We start from the raw sequence: 16,683 nt of genomic DNA on the forward strand, positions 1-16,683 counted from the left end.
ACGCCCGGTTACATTCCGAACCCGGAAGCTAAGCCTTACAGCGCCGATGGTACTGCAGGGGGGACCCTGTGGGAGAGTAGGACGCCGCCGAACAATCTTTGGAGGACCCCTGGTCCCAGCGTTCACGCTGGGACCAGGGGTCCTTTTCTTTTTCTCGTTTTGAGCACAAGCACAGCTGAGCACAAGCACAGCCCGGAGCGCGCCGAGTACCTGGCTGCGCGAGAATGACTTGCGGTACCGAAGACAGGAGTCACCGATGTCCACCAACTCTCCCGAGGACCGACCGGAGCGCGACGAGCGGCGACGGGACAGTGGTGACCGCGGCGACCGTGGCGGGTACCGCGGAGGCCCGAGCCGTAGCAACGACCGTGGCAACGACAACCGGGGCGGTGCGCCCCGTCGCGACGACCGTGGTGGCAGCGGTGGCGGTGGCGATCGCGGTGGGTACCGCGGGCGCGACGATCGTTCCGCCGGCCCGCGTCGTGACGACCGTTCTGCGGCTCCGCGTCGTGACGACCGGCCCGCTGGTCCTCGTCGCGATGACCGTGGTGGTGAGCGCGGTGGGCGTCCCGGTGGTTTCCGCCGCGACGACAGCCGTGGTGAGCGTCCGCCGTTCCGCCGTGACGACCGCAGCGACAACCGAAGCGACAACCGTGGCGGCGAGCGTCGCGACGACAACCGTGGTGATCGCGGTGGCTTCCGGCGCGATGACAGCCGAGGCGAGCGTCCGCCCTTCCGTCGTGACGACAACCGCGGTGGTGGCGGTGGCGGTTTCCGGCGTGACGACAGTCGCGGTGAGCGTCCGCCGTTCCGTCGCGACGACCGCAGCGATAACCGCAGCGACAACCGGGGTGAGCGTCCGGCCTTCCGGCGGGATGACGACCGTGGTGACCGTGGCAGCTACCCCCGTCGCGACGACCGTGGCGGCAGCGGTGGCGGTGATCGCGGTGGGTTCCGTGGCCGCGACGACCGTTCCGCTGGCCCGCGTCGCGATGACAGGCCCTCCGGTCCCCGTCGTGATGACCGCGGTGGCGATCGCGGAAGCCGTCCCGGTGGTTTCCGCCGTGACGACAGCCGAGGTGAGCGTCCCGCGTTCCGCCGTGACGACCGCAGCGACAACCGAAGTGACAACCGGGGCGGCGAGCGTCCGCCCTTCCGCCGCGATGACCGTAGGGACGACCGCCGTGACGGTGACCGTCCCGCGTTCCGGCGCGATGACGACCGTGGCAGCTACCCCCGCCGCGACGACCGTCCGTCGGGCCCGCGTCGTGACGACCGTGGTGGTGAGCGTCCGGCTTTCCGTCGGGACGACAACCGGGGCGGTGAGCGTCCGCCGTTCCGCCGCGACGACCGCAGCGATAACCGCAGCGACAACCGGGGTGAGCGTCCGGCCTTCCGCCGTGACGACGACCGTGGCGAGCGCGGCAGCTACCCCCGCCGCGACGACCGTTCCGCCGGGCCGCGTCGCGACGACCGTCCGGCCGGTCCCCGTCGTGATGACCGCGGTGGCGATCGCGGAAGCCGTCCCGGTGGTTTCCGCCGTGACGACAGCCGAGGTGAGCGTCCCGCGTTCCGCCGTGACGACGACCGTGGTGACCGTGGCAGCTACCCCCGCCGCGACGACCGGCGGGATGACCGCCGAGGTGATGACAGGCGCGGCGGCGGTCGGTTCCGTGACGAGCGGGAGCGTGACCGCGACCGCGAGCCGATCAAGCGGCTGCCGATCCCCGAGGACGTCACGGGCGACGAGATCGACAAGGACGTACGTCAGGAGCTGCTGAGCCTGCCGAAAGGGCTCGCGGAGGACGTGTCGAAGAACCTGGTGATGGTCGCCCGGCTCATCGACGAGGACCCCGAGGGCGCCTACGCCTACTCCAAGATCGCGCTGCGGCTGGCGTCGCGCGTCGCCGCCGTACGTGAGGCGGCCGGGTTCGCCGCGTACGCGAACCAGAAGTACAGCGAGGCGCTGGCCGAGTTCCGGGCCTCGCGGCGGATGACCGGCAGCGTGGACCTGTGGCCTGTGATGGCCGACTGCGAGCGTGGGCTCGGGCGGCCGGAGAAGGCGCTGGAGATGGCCGGGGCCCCCGAGGTGCACAAGCTCGACAAGGCCGGTCAGGTCGAGATGCGGCTCGTCGCGGCCGGTGCCCGGCGTGACATGGACCAGCTCGACGCGGCGATCGTCACACTCCAGAGCCCCGAGCTGGCCTCGAACACCGTGCAGCCGTGGACCGCGCGACTGCGGTACGCCTACGCCGACGCCCTGCTCGCCGCCGGGCGTGAGGACGAGGCGCGGGAGTGGTTCGCCAAGGCCGTGGAGTCCGACAAGGACGGCAGCACGGACGCGTCGGACCGGCTCGCCGAGATGGACGGTGTCGCGTTCGTCGACGCGTTCGTCGAGGACGAGGACGACAGCGACGTCGTCGATGCCGACACGGATGCCGACTCCGAGATCGACGACGAGGCCTCCGTAGCCGACGAGGTGGACCTCGACGACGAAGACGACGAAGACGACGACATCGAAGACGAAGAAGACGATGAAGACGACGACGAGGACGAACTCGTGGCCGAGCCCACCGTCGCCGTCGAGACCAAGGCCGACGACAAGGCCGACGACAAGGCCGACGACAAGGCCGACGACAGCGACGACGACAAGGACTGACGGCAGCGCACGTCAGCAGCAGTGACGAGAAGGGCGGGACCCCGACACCGGGGTCCCGCCCTTCTCGCGTTCCCGGTGTCTCAGGGCTCCAGCGCGCGCAGCACCAGCCCCGATGCCGGCTTCGGGCCGAAGGACGTGGACTTACGGGGCATGGTGACGCCCTGGAGGGCCAGGTCGCGTACGACCTCCTCGCGGACGGGGTGCATCAACACGGCCGTGCCGCCGTCGCGTTCGGCCTTGCGGACGGTGGCGGCGGTGTCGTGGATGTATGCGATGCGGGCCGGGTCATCCTCAGGGATGAGCCAGACGCGGTCCAGGAGAGTGGAGTGCAGGACTGTGGCGTCCAGGGTGCGCCAGGCGGCGGGGCGGTCGGCCGGGATCGTACGGGCCAGGAGGTCCGGGTCCGGGTGGTCGACCAGGTGGAACGCGCCGTCGCCGGCGAGGAGGAACGCGTTGCCCGCGCAGGCCGCGTCGGCCAGGGCCTCCAGGGCTTCCGGGAGGGGCACTTCCAGGTGCTGGACGCGGAAGTGGCCGTCCAGGGCGGCCAGGGCGTCGGCGACCGGGACGCCGTGCAGGAGGCGGTGGATCGCGCGGACGCGGAGCGGGTAGCGGGCCGTGTCGACGAGGAGGACGAGGCCGTAGTCCCAGGGGCTGGGGGAGGGGTGCTCCGCGCGTAGACGTCGGTAGGTGGCCCAGCGGTGGTGGCCGTCGGCGATGAGGGCCTGGTGGCCGGCCAGGTCGGTCTGGATGCGGGCCAGCTCGGTGGGGTCGGTGACCGACCAGAGGCGGTGGCTGTATCCGTCCTCCGTGGTCGTCGAGAGGAGTGCGGGGTGCTCGGCGACGCGCTCGACGACCGTGGTCGTGTCGGACGGTGAGCCGTTGCCGCGGTAGGTGAGGAGCAGGGGTTCGAGGTTGGCGGAGGTGGCCCGCATGAGGGCCGCGCGGTCGGCGATCACGTGCGGCATGACGTCCTCGTGCGGCAGGACCACGCCCTCCGACGGGTCCGTCAGACGCAGGGCGCCGATGATGCCGCGTTGCAACAGGCCGTTGCCGTCGTGCTGTTCGTAGACGTACAGGCCGGGCTCGGGGTCGGTGGTGAGGACTCCTTCGGAGAGCCAGCGGTGCAGGGTGTCGGCGGCCTGTTCGTTGCGGGCGCTGGGGGTGGTGGCCTGCGGGAGGATCAGCCGGACGATGTTGTGCGGGTCGGAGTCCTGGAGATGGTGCAGACCGTCGGGGCGTACGACTACGTCGTACGGTGGGGACGTCACGGCGGCCAGGCTGCCGACCAGGTCGGGGTCGTAGCGGAGGCCTCGGAACGGGGTGAGTTCCAGGCCTCGGCGCTCCGTTGCTTCCGAGTGACCTGCGGTGTTCATCCCGGCATCGTACGTGTGTCAGTGGCGTGCGGGATGATCGGGTGAAAGCGATCGAACGAGGAGCGATGTGGAATGAGCCAGAGCGTCAGGACGAGTCCCGAGGGCAGTGGCCGGGCCCTGAGCGAGGCGTACGACACGGCGCTGCTCGACCTCGACGGGGTGGTGTACGCGGGGGGTAACGCGATCGCCCATGCCGTCGACTCGCTCGCCACGGCCCGCGCGGGCGGGATGCGGCTCGCCTATGTCACCAACAACGCGCTGCGGACGCCCGATGCCGTTGCCGAGCATCTCACCGAGCTGGGGATACCGACGGGGGCCGATGACGTCATCACCTCCGCGCAGGCCGTCGCCCGGCTGATCAGCGAGCAGGTGCCGGCCGGCTCCCGCGTGTTGGTGATCGGCGGGGAGGGGCTGCGGGTCGCGCTGCGCGAGCGCGGACTCGAACCCGTCGACTCGGCCGACGACGATCCGGTGGCGGTCGCGCAGGGCTACGGCGGCCCCGACCTGGTGTGGGGGCGGTTCGCCGAGGCCTGCTACGCCATCGCGCGCGGGGTGCCGTGGTTCGCGTCCAACACCGATCTGACGATCCCGAGCGCGCGCGGCATCGCGCCGGGCAACGGCGCGGCGGTGGAGGTCGTACGGATCGCGACCGGGGCCGAGCCGCGGGTGGCGGGGAAGCCGTTGCCGCCGATGCACAAGGAGACGATCCTGCGGACCGGCGCCGAGCGGCCGTTGGTCGTGGGAGACCGGCTGGACACGGACATCGAGGGGGCGTTCAACGGGGAGGTGGATTCGCTGCTCGTGCTGACCGGTGTGACCGACGGCGCGCAGTTGCTGGCCGCGCCACCGCGGCACCGGCCGACGTACGTCGACGCCGATCTGCGGGGCATGCTCACCGGGCAGCCCGAGGTCGGCGAGGCGGGAGACGGCTTCCGTTGCGGGGGTTGGACGGCGAGGGCGGGCCGGGAGCGGCTGGAACTCGACGGTGCGGGCGAGCCCCTGGACGGGCTCCGAGCGCTCTGCGCGGCGGCCTGGACAGCGGCGGGGGACGGCTCCTGCGCGCTGGACGCGGAGAAGGCGCTGGCGCGACTGGGGCTGTGAAGAGGGGGTTCGCCCACAGGGCCGTATGTGAGGGTAGGCTAACCTAACCTCGTGTTGGTCGACAGCCCCCCAGAACAGCGCGCGGAGACCGCCCCCGCGCCCCCAACCCGCAGGGCCGTACGAGTCCTTGGGCTCTTCGTCTCCGTGGCGCTCCTGCTGCTCGTCGCCCTGGCGAGCATCGCGATCGGCGCGAAATCGCTGCCGTTGGGGGATGTGTGGCACGGCCTGTTCCATGACTCGGGGACGTACGCCGACATCGTGGTCGACGACCGCATCTCCCGTACGGTCCTCGGGCTGCTCGCCGGAGCCGCGCTCGGCCTCTCCGGCGCGGTCCTCCAGGCACTCACCCGCAACCCGCTCGCGGACCCGGGGCTGCTCGGCATCAACGCCGGCGCCTCGGCCGCGGTCGTCACCGCCATCACGTATTTCGGCGTCACCTCGCTGAGCGGCTACGTCTGGTTCGCCTTCGCGGGCGCGGCCGTGGTCGGCGCGCTGGTCTGGTTCCTCGGCGGCAGCCGGGGCGCCACCCCCGTGCGCCTCGCCCTCGCGGGCACCGCGATCAGCGCCGCGCTCTACGGCTATCTCCAGGCCGTCATGATCATGGACGACGCGGCGCTCTCCAAGATGCGCTTCTGGACGGTCGGTTCACTGGCTTCGGCCACCGGCTCGACGATCACCCAGGTCGCGCCGTTCCTCGCGGTCGGCACGGTCGTCTCGCTGCTGCTCGCCCGGCCGCTGAACGCGGTGGCGATGGGCGACGACACCGCCCGCGCCCTCGGCGCCAACCTCAACCGCACCCGGGCGCTCGCCATGCTCTCCGCGACCGTGCTGTGCGGGGCCGCGACCGCCGCGTGCGGGCCGATCGTGTTCGTCGGCCTGATGGTCCCGCACGTGGTGCGCTCCTTCACCGGCCCCGACCTGCGCTGGATCCTGCCGTACGCCACGGTCCTCTCGCCCGTGCTGCTGCTCGGCGCGGACGTCCTGGGCCGGTTGATCGCGCGGCCCGCGGAGCTCCAGGTCGGCATCGTGACCGCGGTCCTGGGCGGTCCGGTCTTCATCCTTCTCGTGCGGCGCCGAAGGACGGCTCAGCTGTGAAGACTTCACGTATGCGGGCCTCCCGGGTCCAGGCCGTACGGACCGGCGGTCTCTCGCTCCGCCTCGATCTCCGGGCCGTCACGGTCGTCGTCCTGCTCCTCGTCTGCGCGCTCGCCGCGAGTGTCGTGCTGATCGGGACCGGCGACTTCCCCATCTCCGCCGGTGACGTCCTCAGAACGCTGTTCGGGGGTGGTGACGCGGGCCAGGAGTTCATCGTCAACGAGCTGCGGCTGCCACGCGTCCTCGTCGGGCTGCTGGTCGGGGCCTCGCTCGGGCTCGGCGGTGCGCTGTTCCAGTCCATCTCCCGCAATCCGCTGGGGAGTCCGGACGTCCTCGGCCTCTCGCAGGGGGCGACGGCCGGGGCGCTCGTCATGATCGTGCTGTTCTCCGGCAGCGCGACCGCCGTCACCCTAGGGGCGCTCGTCGGCGGTCTGGTGACCGGGCTCCTGATCTATCTGCTCGCCTGGAAGCAGGGGGTGCACGGATACCGGCTCGTCCTGGTCGGCATCGGTGTCTCCGCCGTCGTCACCGCGGTCAACGGCTATCTGCTCACCAAGGCCGACCTCGTCGACGCGGCCCGCGCGGTGGTGTGGATGACCGGCTCCCTCAACGGCCGTGACTGGACCCAGGTCTGGCCGCTGCTCGCGCTCTGCGCCGTGCTGCTGCCGCTGGTCCTCGCCAACGCGCGCGGGCTGCGGATGATGGAGATGGGCGACGACGTGTCGTACGCCCTCGGGGTGCGGGTCGAGCGCGTGCGGCTGCTGCTGATGGTGGCCGCCGTGCTGCTCACCGCCGCCGCGACGGCCGCCGCGGGACCCGTCGGCTTCGTCGCCCTCACGGCGCCGCAGCTCGCCCGGCGGCTGACCCGCTCACCGGGCCCGAACCTGGTGCCCTCGCTGTGCATGGGCGCCACCCTGCTGGTCACCGCCGACTGGGCCTCCCAACGGGCCTTCGGCGCCGACCAGTTGCCCGTCGGCGTGGTGACCGGAGTGCTCGGCGGGGTCTACCTGCTGTGGCTGCTGGTGACCGAGCGCAAGGCGGGCCGGATATGACCACGGAGAAGAACGCGGTGAAGAACGCGGGTACGAACACCTCGGCGAACGAGGCCAACCGAAGGAGCACCGTGAACCGCCTGTCCGCCGAGAACGTCACCCTCGCCTACGACCAGCGCGTCATCGCACGCGAGCTGTCGGTGGAGATACCCGACAACTCCTTCACGGTGATCGTCGGCCCGAACGCGTGCGGCAAGTCCACGCTGCTGCGGGCCCTTTCGCGGATGCTGAAGCCGAACGAGGGCCGAGTGCTGCTCGACGGGCAGGTCATCCAGTCGATGCCCGCGAAGAAGGTCGCGCGCACCCTGGGCCTGCTCCCGCAGTCGTCCATCGCGCCCGACGGGATCACGGTCGGCGACCTCGTGGGCCGCGGCCGGTACCCGCACCAGGGCATCCTGCGCCAGTGGTCCCAGGAGGACGAGCGGGTCGTACAGGAGTCGATGGCGCAGACCGGAGTCGCCGAGCTGGCCGACCGCTATGTCGACGAACTCTCCGGCGGGCAGCGGCAGCGCGTGTGGATCGCGATGGCTTTGGCCCAGCAGACACCCCTGCTGCTGCTCGACGAGCCGACCACCTACCTGGACATCCAGCACCAGATCGACGTCCTCGACCTCTGCGCCGAGCTGCACGAGGAGCAGGGCCGCACGCTGGTCGCGGTGCTGCACGACCTCAACCACGCGGCCCGGTACGCCACCCACCTCATCGCGCTGCGGGAGGGCGCGGTGATCGCGGAGGGGGCGCCGAGCGACATCGTCACGGCGGAACTGGTCGAGGAGGTCTTCGGGCTGCGCTGCCAGGTCATCGACGACCCGGAGACGGGGACGCCACTGGTGGTACCGGCGGCGCGCAAGGCACGCGCGCGTGCGGTCAGCGCAGTAGTTACAGAAGCTTCCTGAGCCGGAACAGGTCGAACACGTTGGCCTCCAGCTTCACCCGGCCCGAGCCCCAGGCCTTAGCGAAGTTCAGGCCGCCGTTGACCATGGCGACCAGGTCGTCGCCGGCCATGGTCAGCCTGATCTGGGCCTTCTCCGGGGGAAGGCCCTCCACGGTCTCGTCCACCACGATCCGGCCGCCGGTCAGCCGGCCGACGAACGTGACGTCGAGATCGGTGATCCGGCAGCTGACCGAACGGTCCATGGCCGCGGCGGCGCGGACATTCCCGTCGGCCTTCTGCATGTTGTCCGAGAGCTTTTCGAGTGCGGCGCGGCACTCCTCGATCGTTGCCATCGTGATCGACGGTACCGCAGGCCTTCGGGGTAGCGTCTGGGCATGAGCGACTCAGTTCCCGAGGCGGACGCCGGGACCGCGCCCGAGGCAGTACCCGAGGCGGAACCCGCCTACGACCCCGCCGCCCCCGCCCCGCTGAACGTGGACCGTACCCCGAGCGGTAACCCCGACGTCGACGCCCAACTGGGGCGGCTTGCGGACACCGACCACCTCGCCACGGACGGACATGTCGAGGTGTACGAGGATGTACACCGGGGGCTGCGCGACGCGCTCACCGCGCTCGACGCCCGCCCGGGACCTCCGGCGCCCCCTTCGACGTATGGCAATAGGAGCTGAACCGAACGTGGCAGGAGTGGCACGCCGCCGTCTCGACGCCGAGCTGGTGCGGCGGAAGCTCGCGCGCTCGCGGGAGCACGCGAGCCAGTTGATCGCCGCAGGGCGGGTCACCGTCGGCAAGGCCGTCGCGACCAAGCCCGCCACCCAGGTGGAGACGGCGGCGGCCATCGTCGTCGTGGCGGACGACGACGACCCCGACTACGTGTCGCGGGGCGGCCACAAGCTCGCGGGCGCCCTGGAGGTCTTCGGGCCGCGGGGGCTCGTGGTCGAGGGGCGGCGGGCGCTGGACGCCGGCGCGTCCACCGGAGGCTTCACCGATGTGCTGCTGCGGGCCGGTGCCGCGCAGGTCGTGGCGGTCGACGTCGGGTACGGACAACTCGCGTGGTCTCTGCAGAGCGATGAACGCGTCACCGTCAAGGACCGTACGAACGTACGCGAGTTGACGCTTGAAGCGATCGATGGGGAGCCTGTGGATCTTGTCGTGGGGGATCTGTCCTTCATCCCGCTCGGACTGGTGCTGCCCGCCCTGGCGCGGTGCACGAAGCCGGACGCGGACCTGGTGATGATGGTCAAGCCGCAGTTCGAGGTGGGGAAGGAAAGGCTGGGCAGTGGCGGTGTCGTACGCAGCCCGGAGCTACGGGCCGAGGCCGTGCGCGGAGTCGCCCGGCGGGCGGCCGAGTTGGGGCTCGGGGTGGAGGGCGTGACCGCCAGCCCGCTGCCCGGGCCGTCCGGGAATGTCGAGTACTTTCTGTGGCTGCGGGCCGGCGCACCCGAACTGGACCCGGCCGATGTTGACCGTGCAGTGGCGGAGGGGCCGCGTTGACACAGAACCGAGCTCGTACTGTTTTCCTGCTCGCGCACACGGGTCGGCCTGCGGCCATCCGGAGTGCCGAGCTGGTCGTGAAGGGGCTGCTGGCGTCCGGTATCGGAGTGCGCGTCCTGGAGTACGAGGCACGCGACCTGCCGTTGCCCGACGAGGTGGAGACGGTCACCGAGGCCACCCCGCAGTGCCTTGAGGGCTGCGAACTGCTCATCGTCCTCGGCGGCGACGGCACGCTGCTGCGCGGCGCGGAGTTCGCACGCGCGTCCGGGGTGCCGATGCTCGGCGTCAACCTCGGCAGCGTGGGGTTCCTCGCGGAGGCCGAGCGGGACGATCTCGACAAGGTCGTGGACCGGGTGGTCACCCGGGCCTACGAGGTCGAGGAGCGGATGACCGTCGATGTCGTCGTGCACAAGAACGGCAACATCGTGCACACGGACTGGGCGTTGAACGAGGCGGCGGTGCAGAAGGCGGGCGCCGAGAAGCTGCTTGAGGTGGTGCTGGAGATCGATGGGCGCCCGGTGACGGGGTTCGGGTGCGATGGGATCGTTTGTGCGACGCCCACCGGGTCCACGGCCTATGCGTTCTCCGCTGGTGGGCCTGTGGTGTGGCCCGAGGTGGAGGCGTTGTTGATGGTGCCGATCAGTGCGCACGCGCTGTTCGCCAAGCCGTTGGTGACCTCGCCGGATTCTGTGCTGGCCGTCGAGGTGTTGCCGCACATCCCTCCGGGGGTGTTGTGGTGCGACGGGCGGCGGACTGTCGAACTGCCTGCTGGGGCTCGGGTCGAGGTTCGTAGGGGCGCTGTGCCGGTGCGGCTGGCTCGGCTGCATCACGCGTCGTTCACGGATCGGCTCGTCGCGAAGTTCGCGTTGCCTGTTTCGGGGTGGCGGGGGGCTCCTCACTAGCACGATTGCGTGGGGACACTCCCCCGGGTGACAGGGTGCCTCGCGCTTCTCCCGCCCTACCTCGTAAGGTCTTCACCGTGCTGGAAGAGATGCGGATACGGTCGCTCGGAGTCATCGACGACGCTGTCGTCGAGCTGTCGCCGGGGTTCACCGCTGTCACGGGTGAGACAGGTGCGGGCAAGACCATGGTCGTCACCAGTCTCGGGTTGTTGCTCGGTGGACGGGCGGACCCGGCGCTGGTGCGGATCGGGGCGAAGAACGCGGTCGTGGAGGGGCGGATCTCCGTCCCTCCGGGCGGCTCAGCCGTGCTGCGCGCCGAGGAGGCCGGGGCCGAGCTGGAGGACGGGACGCTGCTCATCAGCCGTACCGTTTCCGCCGAGGGGCGGTCCCGGGCGCACCTGGGCGGGCGTTCCGTGCCGGTGGGCGTGCTCGCCGAGCTGGCCGACGAACTGGTCGCCGTGCACGGACAGACCGATCAGCAGGGGCTGTTGAAGCAGTCCCGGCAGCGGCAGGCGCTCGACCGGTACGCCGGGGACGCCGTCACCGGGCCGCTGGCCAAGTACGCGGAGGCGTACCGGCGGCTGCGCGCCGTCGCCGTCGAGCTGGACGAGATCACCACGCGCGCGCGGGAGCGGGCCCAGGAAGCCGACATGCTGCGCTACGGCCTCGACGAGATCGCGGGCGTGGAACCGCGGGCCGGTGAGGACGTGGAGCTGGCCGCCGAGGCCGAGCGGCTCGGGCACGCGGAGGCGCTGGCGTCCGCCGCGACGGTCGCGCACGCCGCGCTCGCGGGCAACCCCGAGGACCCTGAGGGCATCGACGCGGCGACCCTCGTCGCGGGTGCGCAGCGGGCCCTGGAGGCCGTACGGTCGCACGACTCGGCGCTGGCCTCGCTGACCGACCGGATCGGTGAGATCGGCATCCTGCTGGGCGATGTGGCGGGGGAGCTGGCGGGCTACGCCGACGACCTGGACGCCGATCCGCTGCGGCTGGCCGCCGTGGAGGAGCGGCGGGCCGCCCTCAACGCGCTCACGCGGAAGTACGGCCAGGACATCGCGGCCGTCCTCGCCTATGCCGAGCAGGGGGCCGTGCGGCTCACCGAACTCGACGGCGACGACGAGCGGATCGACGAGCTGACCGCCGAGCGGGACGCGCTGCGGGTCGAACTGGGCGGCCTGGCGCAGGCGTTGACCGACGCCCGGACGGAGGCGGCCGAGCGGTTCGCCGCGGCCGTCACCGCCGAGCTGGCGTCCCTCGCGATGCCGCACGCGCGCGTGTCGTTCGAGATCCGGCAGACCGAGGACCCGGAGGGCGTCGAGGTCGGCGGGCGGGCGGTCGCCTACGGCCCGTCGGGCGTCGACGAGGTCGAGCTGCTGCTCGCCCCGCATCCCGGTGCTCCGCCGCGGCCCATCGCCAAGGGCGCGTCCGGTGGTGAGCTGTCGCGCGTGATGCTGGCCGTGGAGGTCGTGTTCGCGGGGACGGATCCCGTGCCGACGTATCTCTTCGACGAGGTCGACGCCGGTGTCGGTGGCAAGGCGGCGGTCGAGATCGGCCGGCGGCTCGCGAAGCTCGCGAAGACCGCGCAGGTCGTGGTCGTCACGCACCTGCCCCAGGTCGCCGCCTTCGCCGACCGGCAGCTGCTGGTCGAGAAGACCAACGACGGGTCCGTGACCCGTTCCGGCGTGAAGGTCCTCGAAGGCGAGGACCGGGTACGGGAGTTGTCCCGGATGCTGGCCGGCCAGGAGGACTCGGAGACGGCCCGGGCCCACGCGGAGGAGTTGTTGGCGACGGCGAGGGCGGACGGTTAGGGCGGGCGCGTCGTTCAGGAGGTGTACGGGACTCACTCGTACGGGTGACATGCCCCGCCCGTGTTGCCCTTTCGTTCGGCCTCCGGGCTTTTCCGCGTTGTCGGAACACTCGTACGTACTGGCATCCTTGAGTTGGAACGCGTAGGAAGCGTGCGGTACATCCCCACCGCACGATCGTTCTGTACTTTCTTCGTGACCGCCCGTCGCCGAACCAGGAGCCCCGGCCACGTGACCCCCGTGAGCAGCCACTCACCGCACGGCCAGTCGCCGCTGCACACCGTGCAGGTGCTCGGCGGGGGCAACGCCGCCAGCAGCGCGCATGTGCGCTCCCTGGCCTCCGGGCTCGTCGCGCGGGGCGTGCGGGTCACGGTGTGCGCCCCCGTCGAGGCCGATCACACCTACGACTTCACGGGCGCGGGCGCCGGACACGTGCACGTCCCGCGCAGCAGCGACCCGTCCTCCGTGGCCGCGCTGCGGGCCGCCTGCGCGGACGCCGACCTGGTGCACGCGCACGGACTGCACGCCTCCTTCCGCGCCGTCCTCGCGCTCAGCGGCCGTCGTACGCCCCTCGTGGTCACCTGGCACGACCGCGCCCACGCCGAAGGGGCGCGCGCCCATCTGCTGCGGCTGCTGGAGCGGCGGGTCGTGAAGGCCGCAGTCGTCGTGCTGGGCGCCACGTCCGACCTCGTCGACCGGGCGCGCCGGACCGGCGCCCGTGACGCGCGGCTCGCCGCCGTCGCGCTGCCGGGGCCGCGCAAGGCCGTCGAGTACGAGGATCCCGACCCGCTGCGCCCCAAGCTCCGCGCCGAACTCGGCACCGCCGACCGCCCGTTGCTCGTCGCCGTCGGCTCGCTCGACCGGCAGCGCGGCTACGACACCCTCCTGGACGCCTCGCGCGGCTGGTGCCGCCTCGATCCGACCCCGCTGCTCGTGATCGCGGGGGAGGGGCCGCTGCGGGCCGAGTTGCAGCGCCGCATCGAGGACGAGGAACTGCCGGTCCGGCTCGTCGGGCGCCGCGACGACGTGGGCGAACTGCTCGCCGCCGCCGACCTCGCGCTCCTGCCCAGCAGTTGGGAGTCCCGCTCGGTGATCGCGCAGGAGGCCCTCCACGCGCGCGTGCCGCTGGTCGCGACCGCCGTCGGCGGCATCCCCGAACTCGTCGGCGACGCCGCCGAACTCGTGCCCTACGGCGACGCCAAGGCCCTCTCCGACGCGGTCACCCGGCTGCTGCGCGACCCCGAACGCCGGGAACTGCTCCGGGAGAAGGGCGTCCGACAGGCGTCCACCTGGCCCACCGAGGACGAGACCGTCGCCCAAGTGCTCAGCGTCTACGACGAGTTGACCCAGCCCCTGCCGCTGACCTGAGACGGGCCCGCGGGCCCGGCGGATCAGTGCTCCGACAGCAGCCAGCCGATGCGGAGTTCTTCCGCGGCCGGACGGAAGGTGCGCGTCAACTCGGCGCGCTCCGGGTCGTGTTCGGGGAGGTTGTCGGCGAGGAGGGCCTGCGAGGCGACCGTCTGGGGCCGGGCGCCGAGCGCGGCGCGCAGGTGGAGTGAGCGGCGCAGCATGGCGATCCGCTCGGCGGGCTCCTTGTGCGGTGCGAGATGGCGGATGACGTAGGACTCGAAGAGGCCGTCACCGGTCTTCGTCGCGGTCGTGAGAGCCGACTCGTAGAGCGGGACGGCCCCGGCCGGGTCCTCGTCGATGTTGTCCAGCAGGACGGCCCAGTGGTACTCGGCCCAGGCGCGCTGCTTCTCGTCGCCGCTCTCGGCCGCCGCGCGGTAGCCGGCCTCGGCCGTGGCGCGGTCGTCCGCGCGGGGGTCGCGCCGGAACAGCAGGCGGCTGTAGGCCAGTCGGCCCGTGAGCAGCTGCCGGGTCGGCGACGCGGGATCGAGTGCCTCGACCGCCTTCTCGGCCTCCTCGTGACCCTCGATCCGGAAAAACCAGCGGTCGACGGCGATCTCCGCGCGCAGTTCGGATTCGGCGTCCGGGCCCAGGACGGCGAGCGCGGCGTCCCATTCCCCGAGCAGAAACAGGCGACGGGCCGTGTAGGTGTCATCGGGTAACATGACGCCTACATTAGGAAGCGGCGATGTAGGCGGTCAAGTGCTTTACGGTGACTACATTGGGAATGTGACGCGGCTGGCCGTCGAGCTGGCCAATACCGGGACCCTCGACGAACACGGCGAACTGGTCGCCGCGTTCTTCACGGAACACGAGGTCACTTCGCCGCCGGGCGGCGACTACGGCGAGCTGCCGGACCTCGTGCGCACGGCTCTGGCGCAGTCGGTCGACGGCGCCGCTCCCACGGCCGTGCACCGTCTGCTGCGGGACTATCCGCCCGAGATGCACCTGTCCGACCACGACGGCGGCTGGCACATCCACTTCAGCCGCAACGGCACTCCGGCCGAGCGCTGGACCGGTCAGCTGATCGCCGCCCAGCTCGCCCTGGTCGCGGCCGGGGATCCGGCGGTGACGCTGGGGCGCTGCGCCGCCGCCGGATGCGGCAACTACTTCGTGGACCAGTCACGGAACCGCACCCGCCGGTTCTGCTCCAACGCGTGCGCGAGCCGGACGACGGTCGCGGCCCATCGGGCCCGGGCGGCGAAGAACGCCTAGCGGCCCGCTGACTCAGGGCACGAGCCTGCGGGCCCGCAGCGCGAGGCTCAACGCCAGTACCGTCTGCGGGTCTTCGAGGTCCGTGCCCAGCAACTCCCCGATGCGGGCGAGCCTGTTGTAGAGGGTCTGCCGGTTGAGGTGCAGTTCGCGGGCCGTCTCCGCCTTGCGGCCCGCGTGCGCCAAGTACGTTTCCAGCGTGGGCAGTAGGGGTGGTTTCGAGCGGCTGTCGTGGTCGCGGAGCGGGCCGATCGCGCGGTCCACGAAGGCCGCCAGGTCCGGGTGGTCGCGCAGTCGCCACAGCAGCAGCTCGATGTCCAGGCGCCGGGCGTCGTACCAGGGGCGGTCGGACAGGCCCTGGGCCGCCGTCGCCGTCTCGGCCGCGTGCCGCAGGCCCGCCGACGCCGCCGCCCAGCCGCCGGCCACGCCGACCACCACGATCGGCGGCTGCGCGCCCGGCCGTTGCATCCCGGCCCGCTCCACCCCCGCCCGCAGTGCCGCCGCGACCCGGTCCGCGACCGCCGACCGCTCCGACTCCGAGCGCAGGCCCAGCAACAGAGGCACCCGACCCTCCACCGGTCGTACGCCCAGCAGGACCGGGACCCCCACCGAGGCCAGTTCCTCGGCGACCGCGCGGGCCAGGACCGCCCAGCCGCCGCCTGGTGCGGTCAGCGCGTCGCCCAGCCGCATCACCACGGGCAGCAGCGGGCTGGTGCCGGGCTTGAAGCCGAGCACGCGGGCCTGGGCCGGGGCGTCCTCGGCGGCGATACGGCCCTCGGCGAGGTCGGTGAGGAAGTCGCCGCGTCCGCGGGCCGCCAGTTCCTCCTCCTGGCGGGCCTGCATCAGGACCACGGCCAGGATGCCGGCGGCCCGTTCGGCGGCGATGCGGTGCACGGGGGCCAGCGGCGCCCGTACCGGAAGCAGCACGATCCGCGCCCGCACCGAACCCGTACCCGGACCGCCTCCAGGCACGTCCACGAGCACCGAACCGGCGGACGGCGAGGCGTCCTTGTGCGGGCCGCGCAGCCCCTCCCACACCTGGAGCGGGTCGGCGCCCTCGGGCCCGGACCCCGCCGCGTAGAGGAGTTGGCCGTCCGGGGTCTCCAGGAAGACCGGGTTGCCGCTGAAGTCGGCCAGGATGCCCAGGACTTGGGGGATTCCGCCGCCGCCCAGCAGGGCCTGCGTGCAGCGGCGGTGGACCTCCTCGGCCTGCTGGAGCAGCGCGTAGTGGCCGTTGACGATCTCGGTGTGGATCTCCTCGGTGACCGCGACGAACGGCACCTCGCGGTGCAGCTGGACGAGGGGGAGGCCGGTCGCCCTGGCCGTCTCGACCAGGGTGGCGGGGAGGCGGGTGAAGCGCGGGCCGAGTTCGACGACCAGGGCCGCGATGCCCCGCTCGGCCAGCGTACGGACGAAGGCGCGCTGTTCCGCCGGGCGCGTACCGAGGCCGTAGCCCGTGGTCAGGAGGAGTTCGCCGCCCTTGAGGAGGGAGGCGATGTTCGGGACCTCGCCCGCGTGCACCCAGCGCACGGTCCGCTGGAGCCGGTCGGCGCCCGCCAGGATCTCCGGCAGCCCGCTGCGCAGCCCGGGCAGCTCCAGCGCCCGCTGAACCGTGATCCCGGCGCCCTGGCTGTCGAATGTGCTGTCCGTACGGCTGTCCATGCAGCGGACGCTACCTGCGCGGATGCCCT

Annotated in this window: 15 protein-coding genes, 1 rRNA gene and 1 pseudogene; 13 read left to right on the forward strand and 4 right to left on the reverse strand. The window is 72.0% G+C overall.

The features are described 5' to 3' along the window. From rrf to ACWIHT_RS42995, 3 genes and pseudogenes are all read left to right on the forward strand, one after another. Positions 1-93, forward strand: a 5S ribosomal RNA gene (rrf, locus tag ACWIHT_RS42985); the annotation flags it as partial. A gap of 493 nt (positions 94-586) precedes the next feature. Beyond that, a pseudogene (locus ACWIHT_RS42990) lies at positions 587-1,201 on the forward strand (tetratricopeptide repeat protein); the annotation flags it as partial. A 507-nt stretch (positions 1,202-1,708) separates the two neighbouring features. Further along, on the forward strand, positions 1,709-2,659 hold the full coding sequence (locus tag ACWIHT_RS42995) for a hypothetical protein (RefSeq protein WP_456174142.1): 951 nt from the start codon (positions 1,709-1,711) through the stop codon (positions 2,657-2,659). A gap of 80 nt (positions 2,660-2,739) precedes the next feature. Here ACWIHT_RS42995 and ACWIHT_RS43000 read toward each other — a convergent pair whose 3' ends face one another. Next, positions 2,740-4,032, reverse strand: a complete 1,293-nt coding sequence (locus tag ACWIHT_RS43000) for a DUF1015 domain-containing protein (RefSeq protein ID WP_456174074.1) — start codon at positions 4,030-4,032, stop codon at positions 2,740-2,742. A 72-nt stretch (positions 4,033-4,104) separates the two neighbouring features. Between ACWIHT_RS43000 and ACWIHT_RS43005 the strand changes: the two genes are divergently transcribed. From ACWIHT_RS43005 to ACWIHT_RS43020, 4 genes are read left to right on the forward strand one after another with little or no spacing between them, the layout of a single operon-like run. Further along, positions 4,105-5,133 carry an HAD hydrolase-like protein gene (locus tag ACWIHT_RS43005; RefSeq protein ID WP_456174075.1) on the forward strand — a complete coding sequence of 343 codons (1,029 nt, stop codon included), beginning with the start codon at positions 4,105-4,107 and terminating at the stop codon, positions 5,131-5,133. 51 nt (positions 5,134-5,184) lie between these two features. Continuing rightward, on the forward strand, positions 5,185-6,228 hold the full coding sequence (locus ACWIHT_RS43010; protein ID WP_456174076.1) for a FecCD family ABC transporter permease: 1,044 nt from the start codon (positions 5,185-5,187) through the stop codon (positions 6,226-6,228). An 11-nt stretch (positions 6,229-6,239) separates the two neighbouring features. Beyond that, entirely contained in the window at positions 6,240-7,280 is a 1,041-nt protein-coding gene (locus tag ACWIHT_RS43015; RefSeq protein ID WP_456174143.1) for a FecCD family ABC transporter permease, read from the forward strand. Then, positions 7,277-8,176, forward strand: coding sequence for an ABC transporter ATP-binding protein (locus tag ACWIHT_RS43020; protein WP_456174077.1), 900 nt, complete (start codon positions 7,277-7,279; stop codon positions 8,174-8,176). Before ACWIHT_RS43015 ends, ACWIHT_RS43020 begins: the two co-directional genes overlap by 4 nt. Here ACWIHT_RS43020 and ACWIHT_RS43025 read toward each other — a convergent pair. Next, entirely contained in the window at positions 8,160-8,507 is a 348-nt protein-coding gene (locus tag ACWIHT_RS43025) for an SCP2 sterol-binding domain-containing protein (protein WP_262058278.1), read from the reverse strand. The two genes, ACWIHT_RS43020 and ACWIHT_RS43025, sit on opposite strands and share 17 nt — an antisense overlap. Positions 8,508-8,549: 42 nt before the next feature. On the opposite strand from ACWIHT_RS43025, the gene ACWIHT_RS43030 reads away from it, so the two are divergent. From ACWIHT_RS43030 to ACWIHT_RS43050, 5 genes are all read left to right on the forward strand, one after another. Next, a complete protein-coding gene (locus ACWIHT_RS43030) occupies positions 8,550-8,843 on the forward strand; it encodes a hypothetical protein (protein WP_456174078.1) in 294 nt (97 codons plus the stop codon). A 7-nt stretch (positions 8,844-8,850) separates the two neighbouring features. Then, positions 8,851-9,666, forward strand: a complete 816-nt coding sequence (locus tag ACWIHT_RS43035; protein WP_456174079.1) for a TlyA family RNA methyltransferase — start codon at positions 8,851-8,853, stop codon at positions 9,664-9,666. After that, a complete protein-coding gene (locus ACWIHT_RS43040; protein ID WP_318015454.1) occupies positions 9,663-10,568 on the forward strand; it encodes an NAD kinase in 906 nt (301 codons plus the stop codon). Before ACWIHT_RS43035 ends, ACWIHT_RS43040 begins: the two co-directional genes overlap by 4 nt. A gap of 89 nt (positions 10,569-10,657) precedes the next feature. Then, positions 10,658-12,376: a DNA repair protein RecN gene (recN, locus tag ACWIHT_RS43045; RefSeq protein ID WP_456174144.1), complete on the forward strand. Its 1,719-nt coding sequence runs from the start codon at positions 10,658-10,660 to the stop codon at positions 12,374-12,376. 228 nt (positions 12,377-12,604) lie between these two features. Next, positions 12,605-13,741 carry a glycosyltransferase family 4 protein gene (locus ACWIHT_RS43050; RefSeq protein WP_456174080.1) on the forward strand — a complete coding sequence of 379 codons (1,137 nt, stop codon included), beginning with the start codon at positions 12,605-12,607 and terminating at the stop codon, positions 13,739-13,741. A gap of 23 nt (positions 13,742-13,764) precedes the next feature. On the opposite strand, the gene ACWIHT_RS43055 is transcribed toward ACWIHT_RS43050, so the two are convergent. Beyond that, the gene (locus ACWIHT_RS43055; protein WP_456174081.1) at positions 13,765-14,445 is read right to left on the reverse strand and encodes a hypothetical protein; all 681 of its coding nucleotides are present in this window, start codon (positions 14,443-14,445) and stop codon (positions 13,765-13,767) included. Positions 14,446-14,509: 64 nt separating this feature from the next. On the opposite strand from ACWIHT_RS43055, the gene ACWIHT_RS43060 reads away from it, so the two are divergent. Next, positions 14,510-14,995 carry a CGNR zinc finger domain-containing protein gene (locus tag ACWIHT_RS43060; protein ID WP_456174082.1) on the forward strand — a complete coding sequence of 162 codons (486 nt, stop codon included), beginning with the start codon at positions 14,510-14,512 and terminating at the stop codon, positions 14,993-14,995. A gap of 12 nt (positions 14,996-15,007) precedes the next feature. Here the strand turns inward: ACWIHT_RS43060 and ACWIHT_RS43065 are convergent, their stop codons facing one another. Beyond that, a complete protein-coding gene (locus ACWIHT_RS43065; RefSeq protein ID WP_456174083.1) occupies positions 15,008-16,654 on the reverse strand; it encodes a PucR family transcriptional regulator in 1,647 nt (548 codons plus the stop codon). Positions 16,655-16,683 lie beyond the last annotated feature (29 nt).

The organism is Streptomyces sp. NPDC002276 (genome assembly GCF_053891435.1).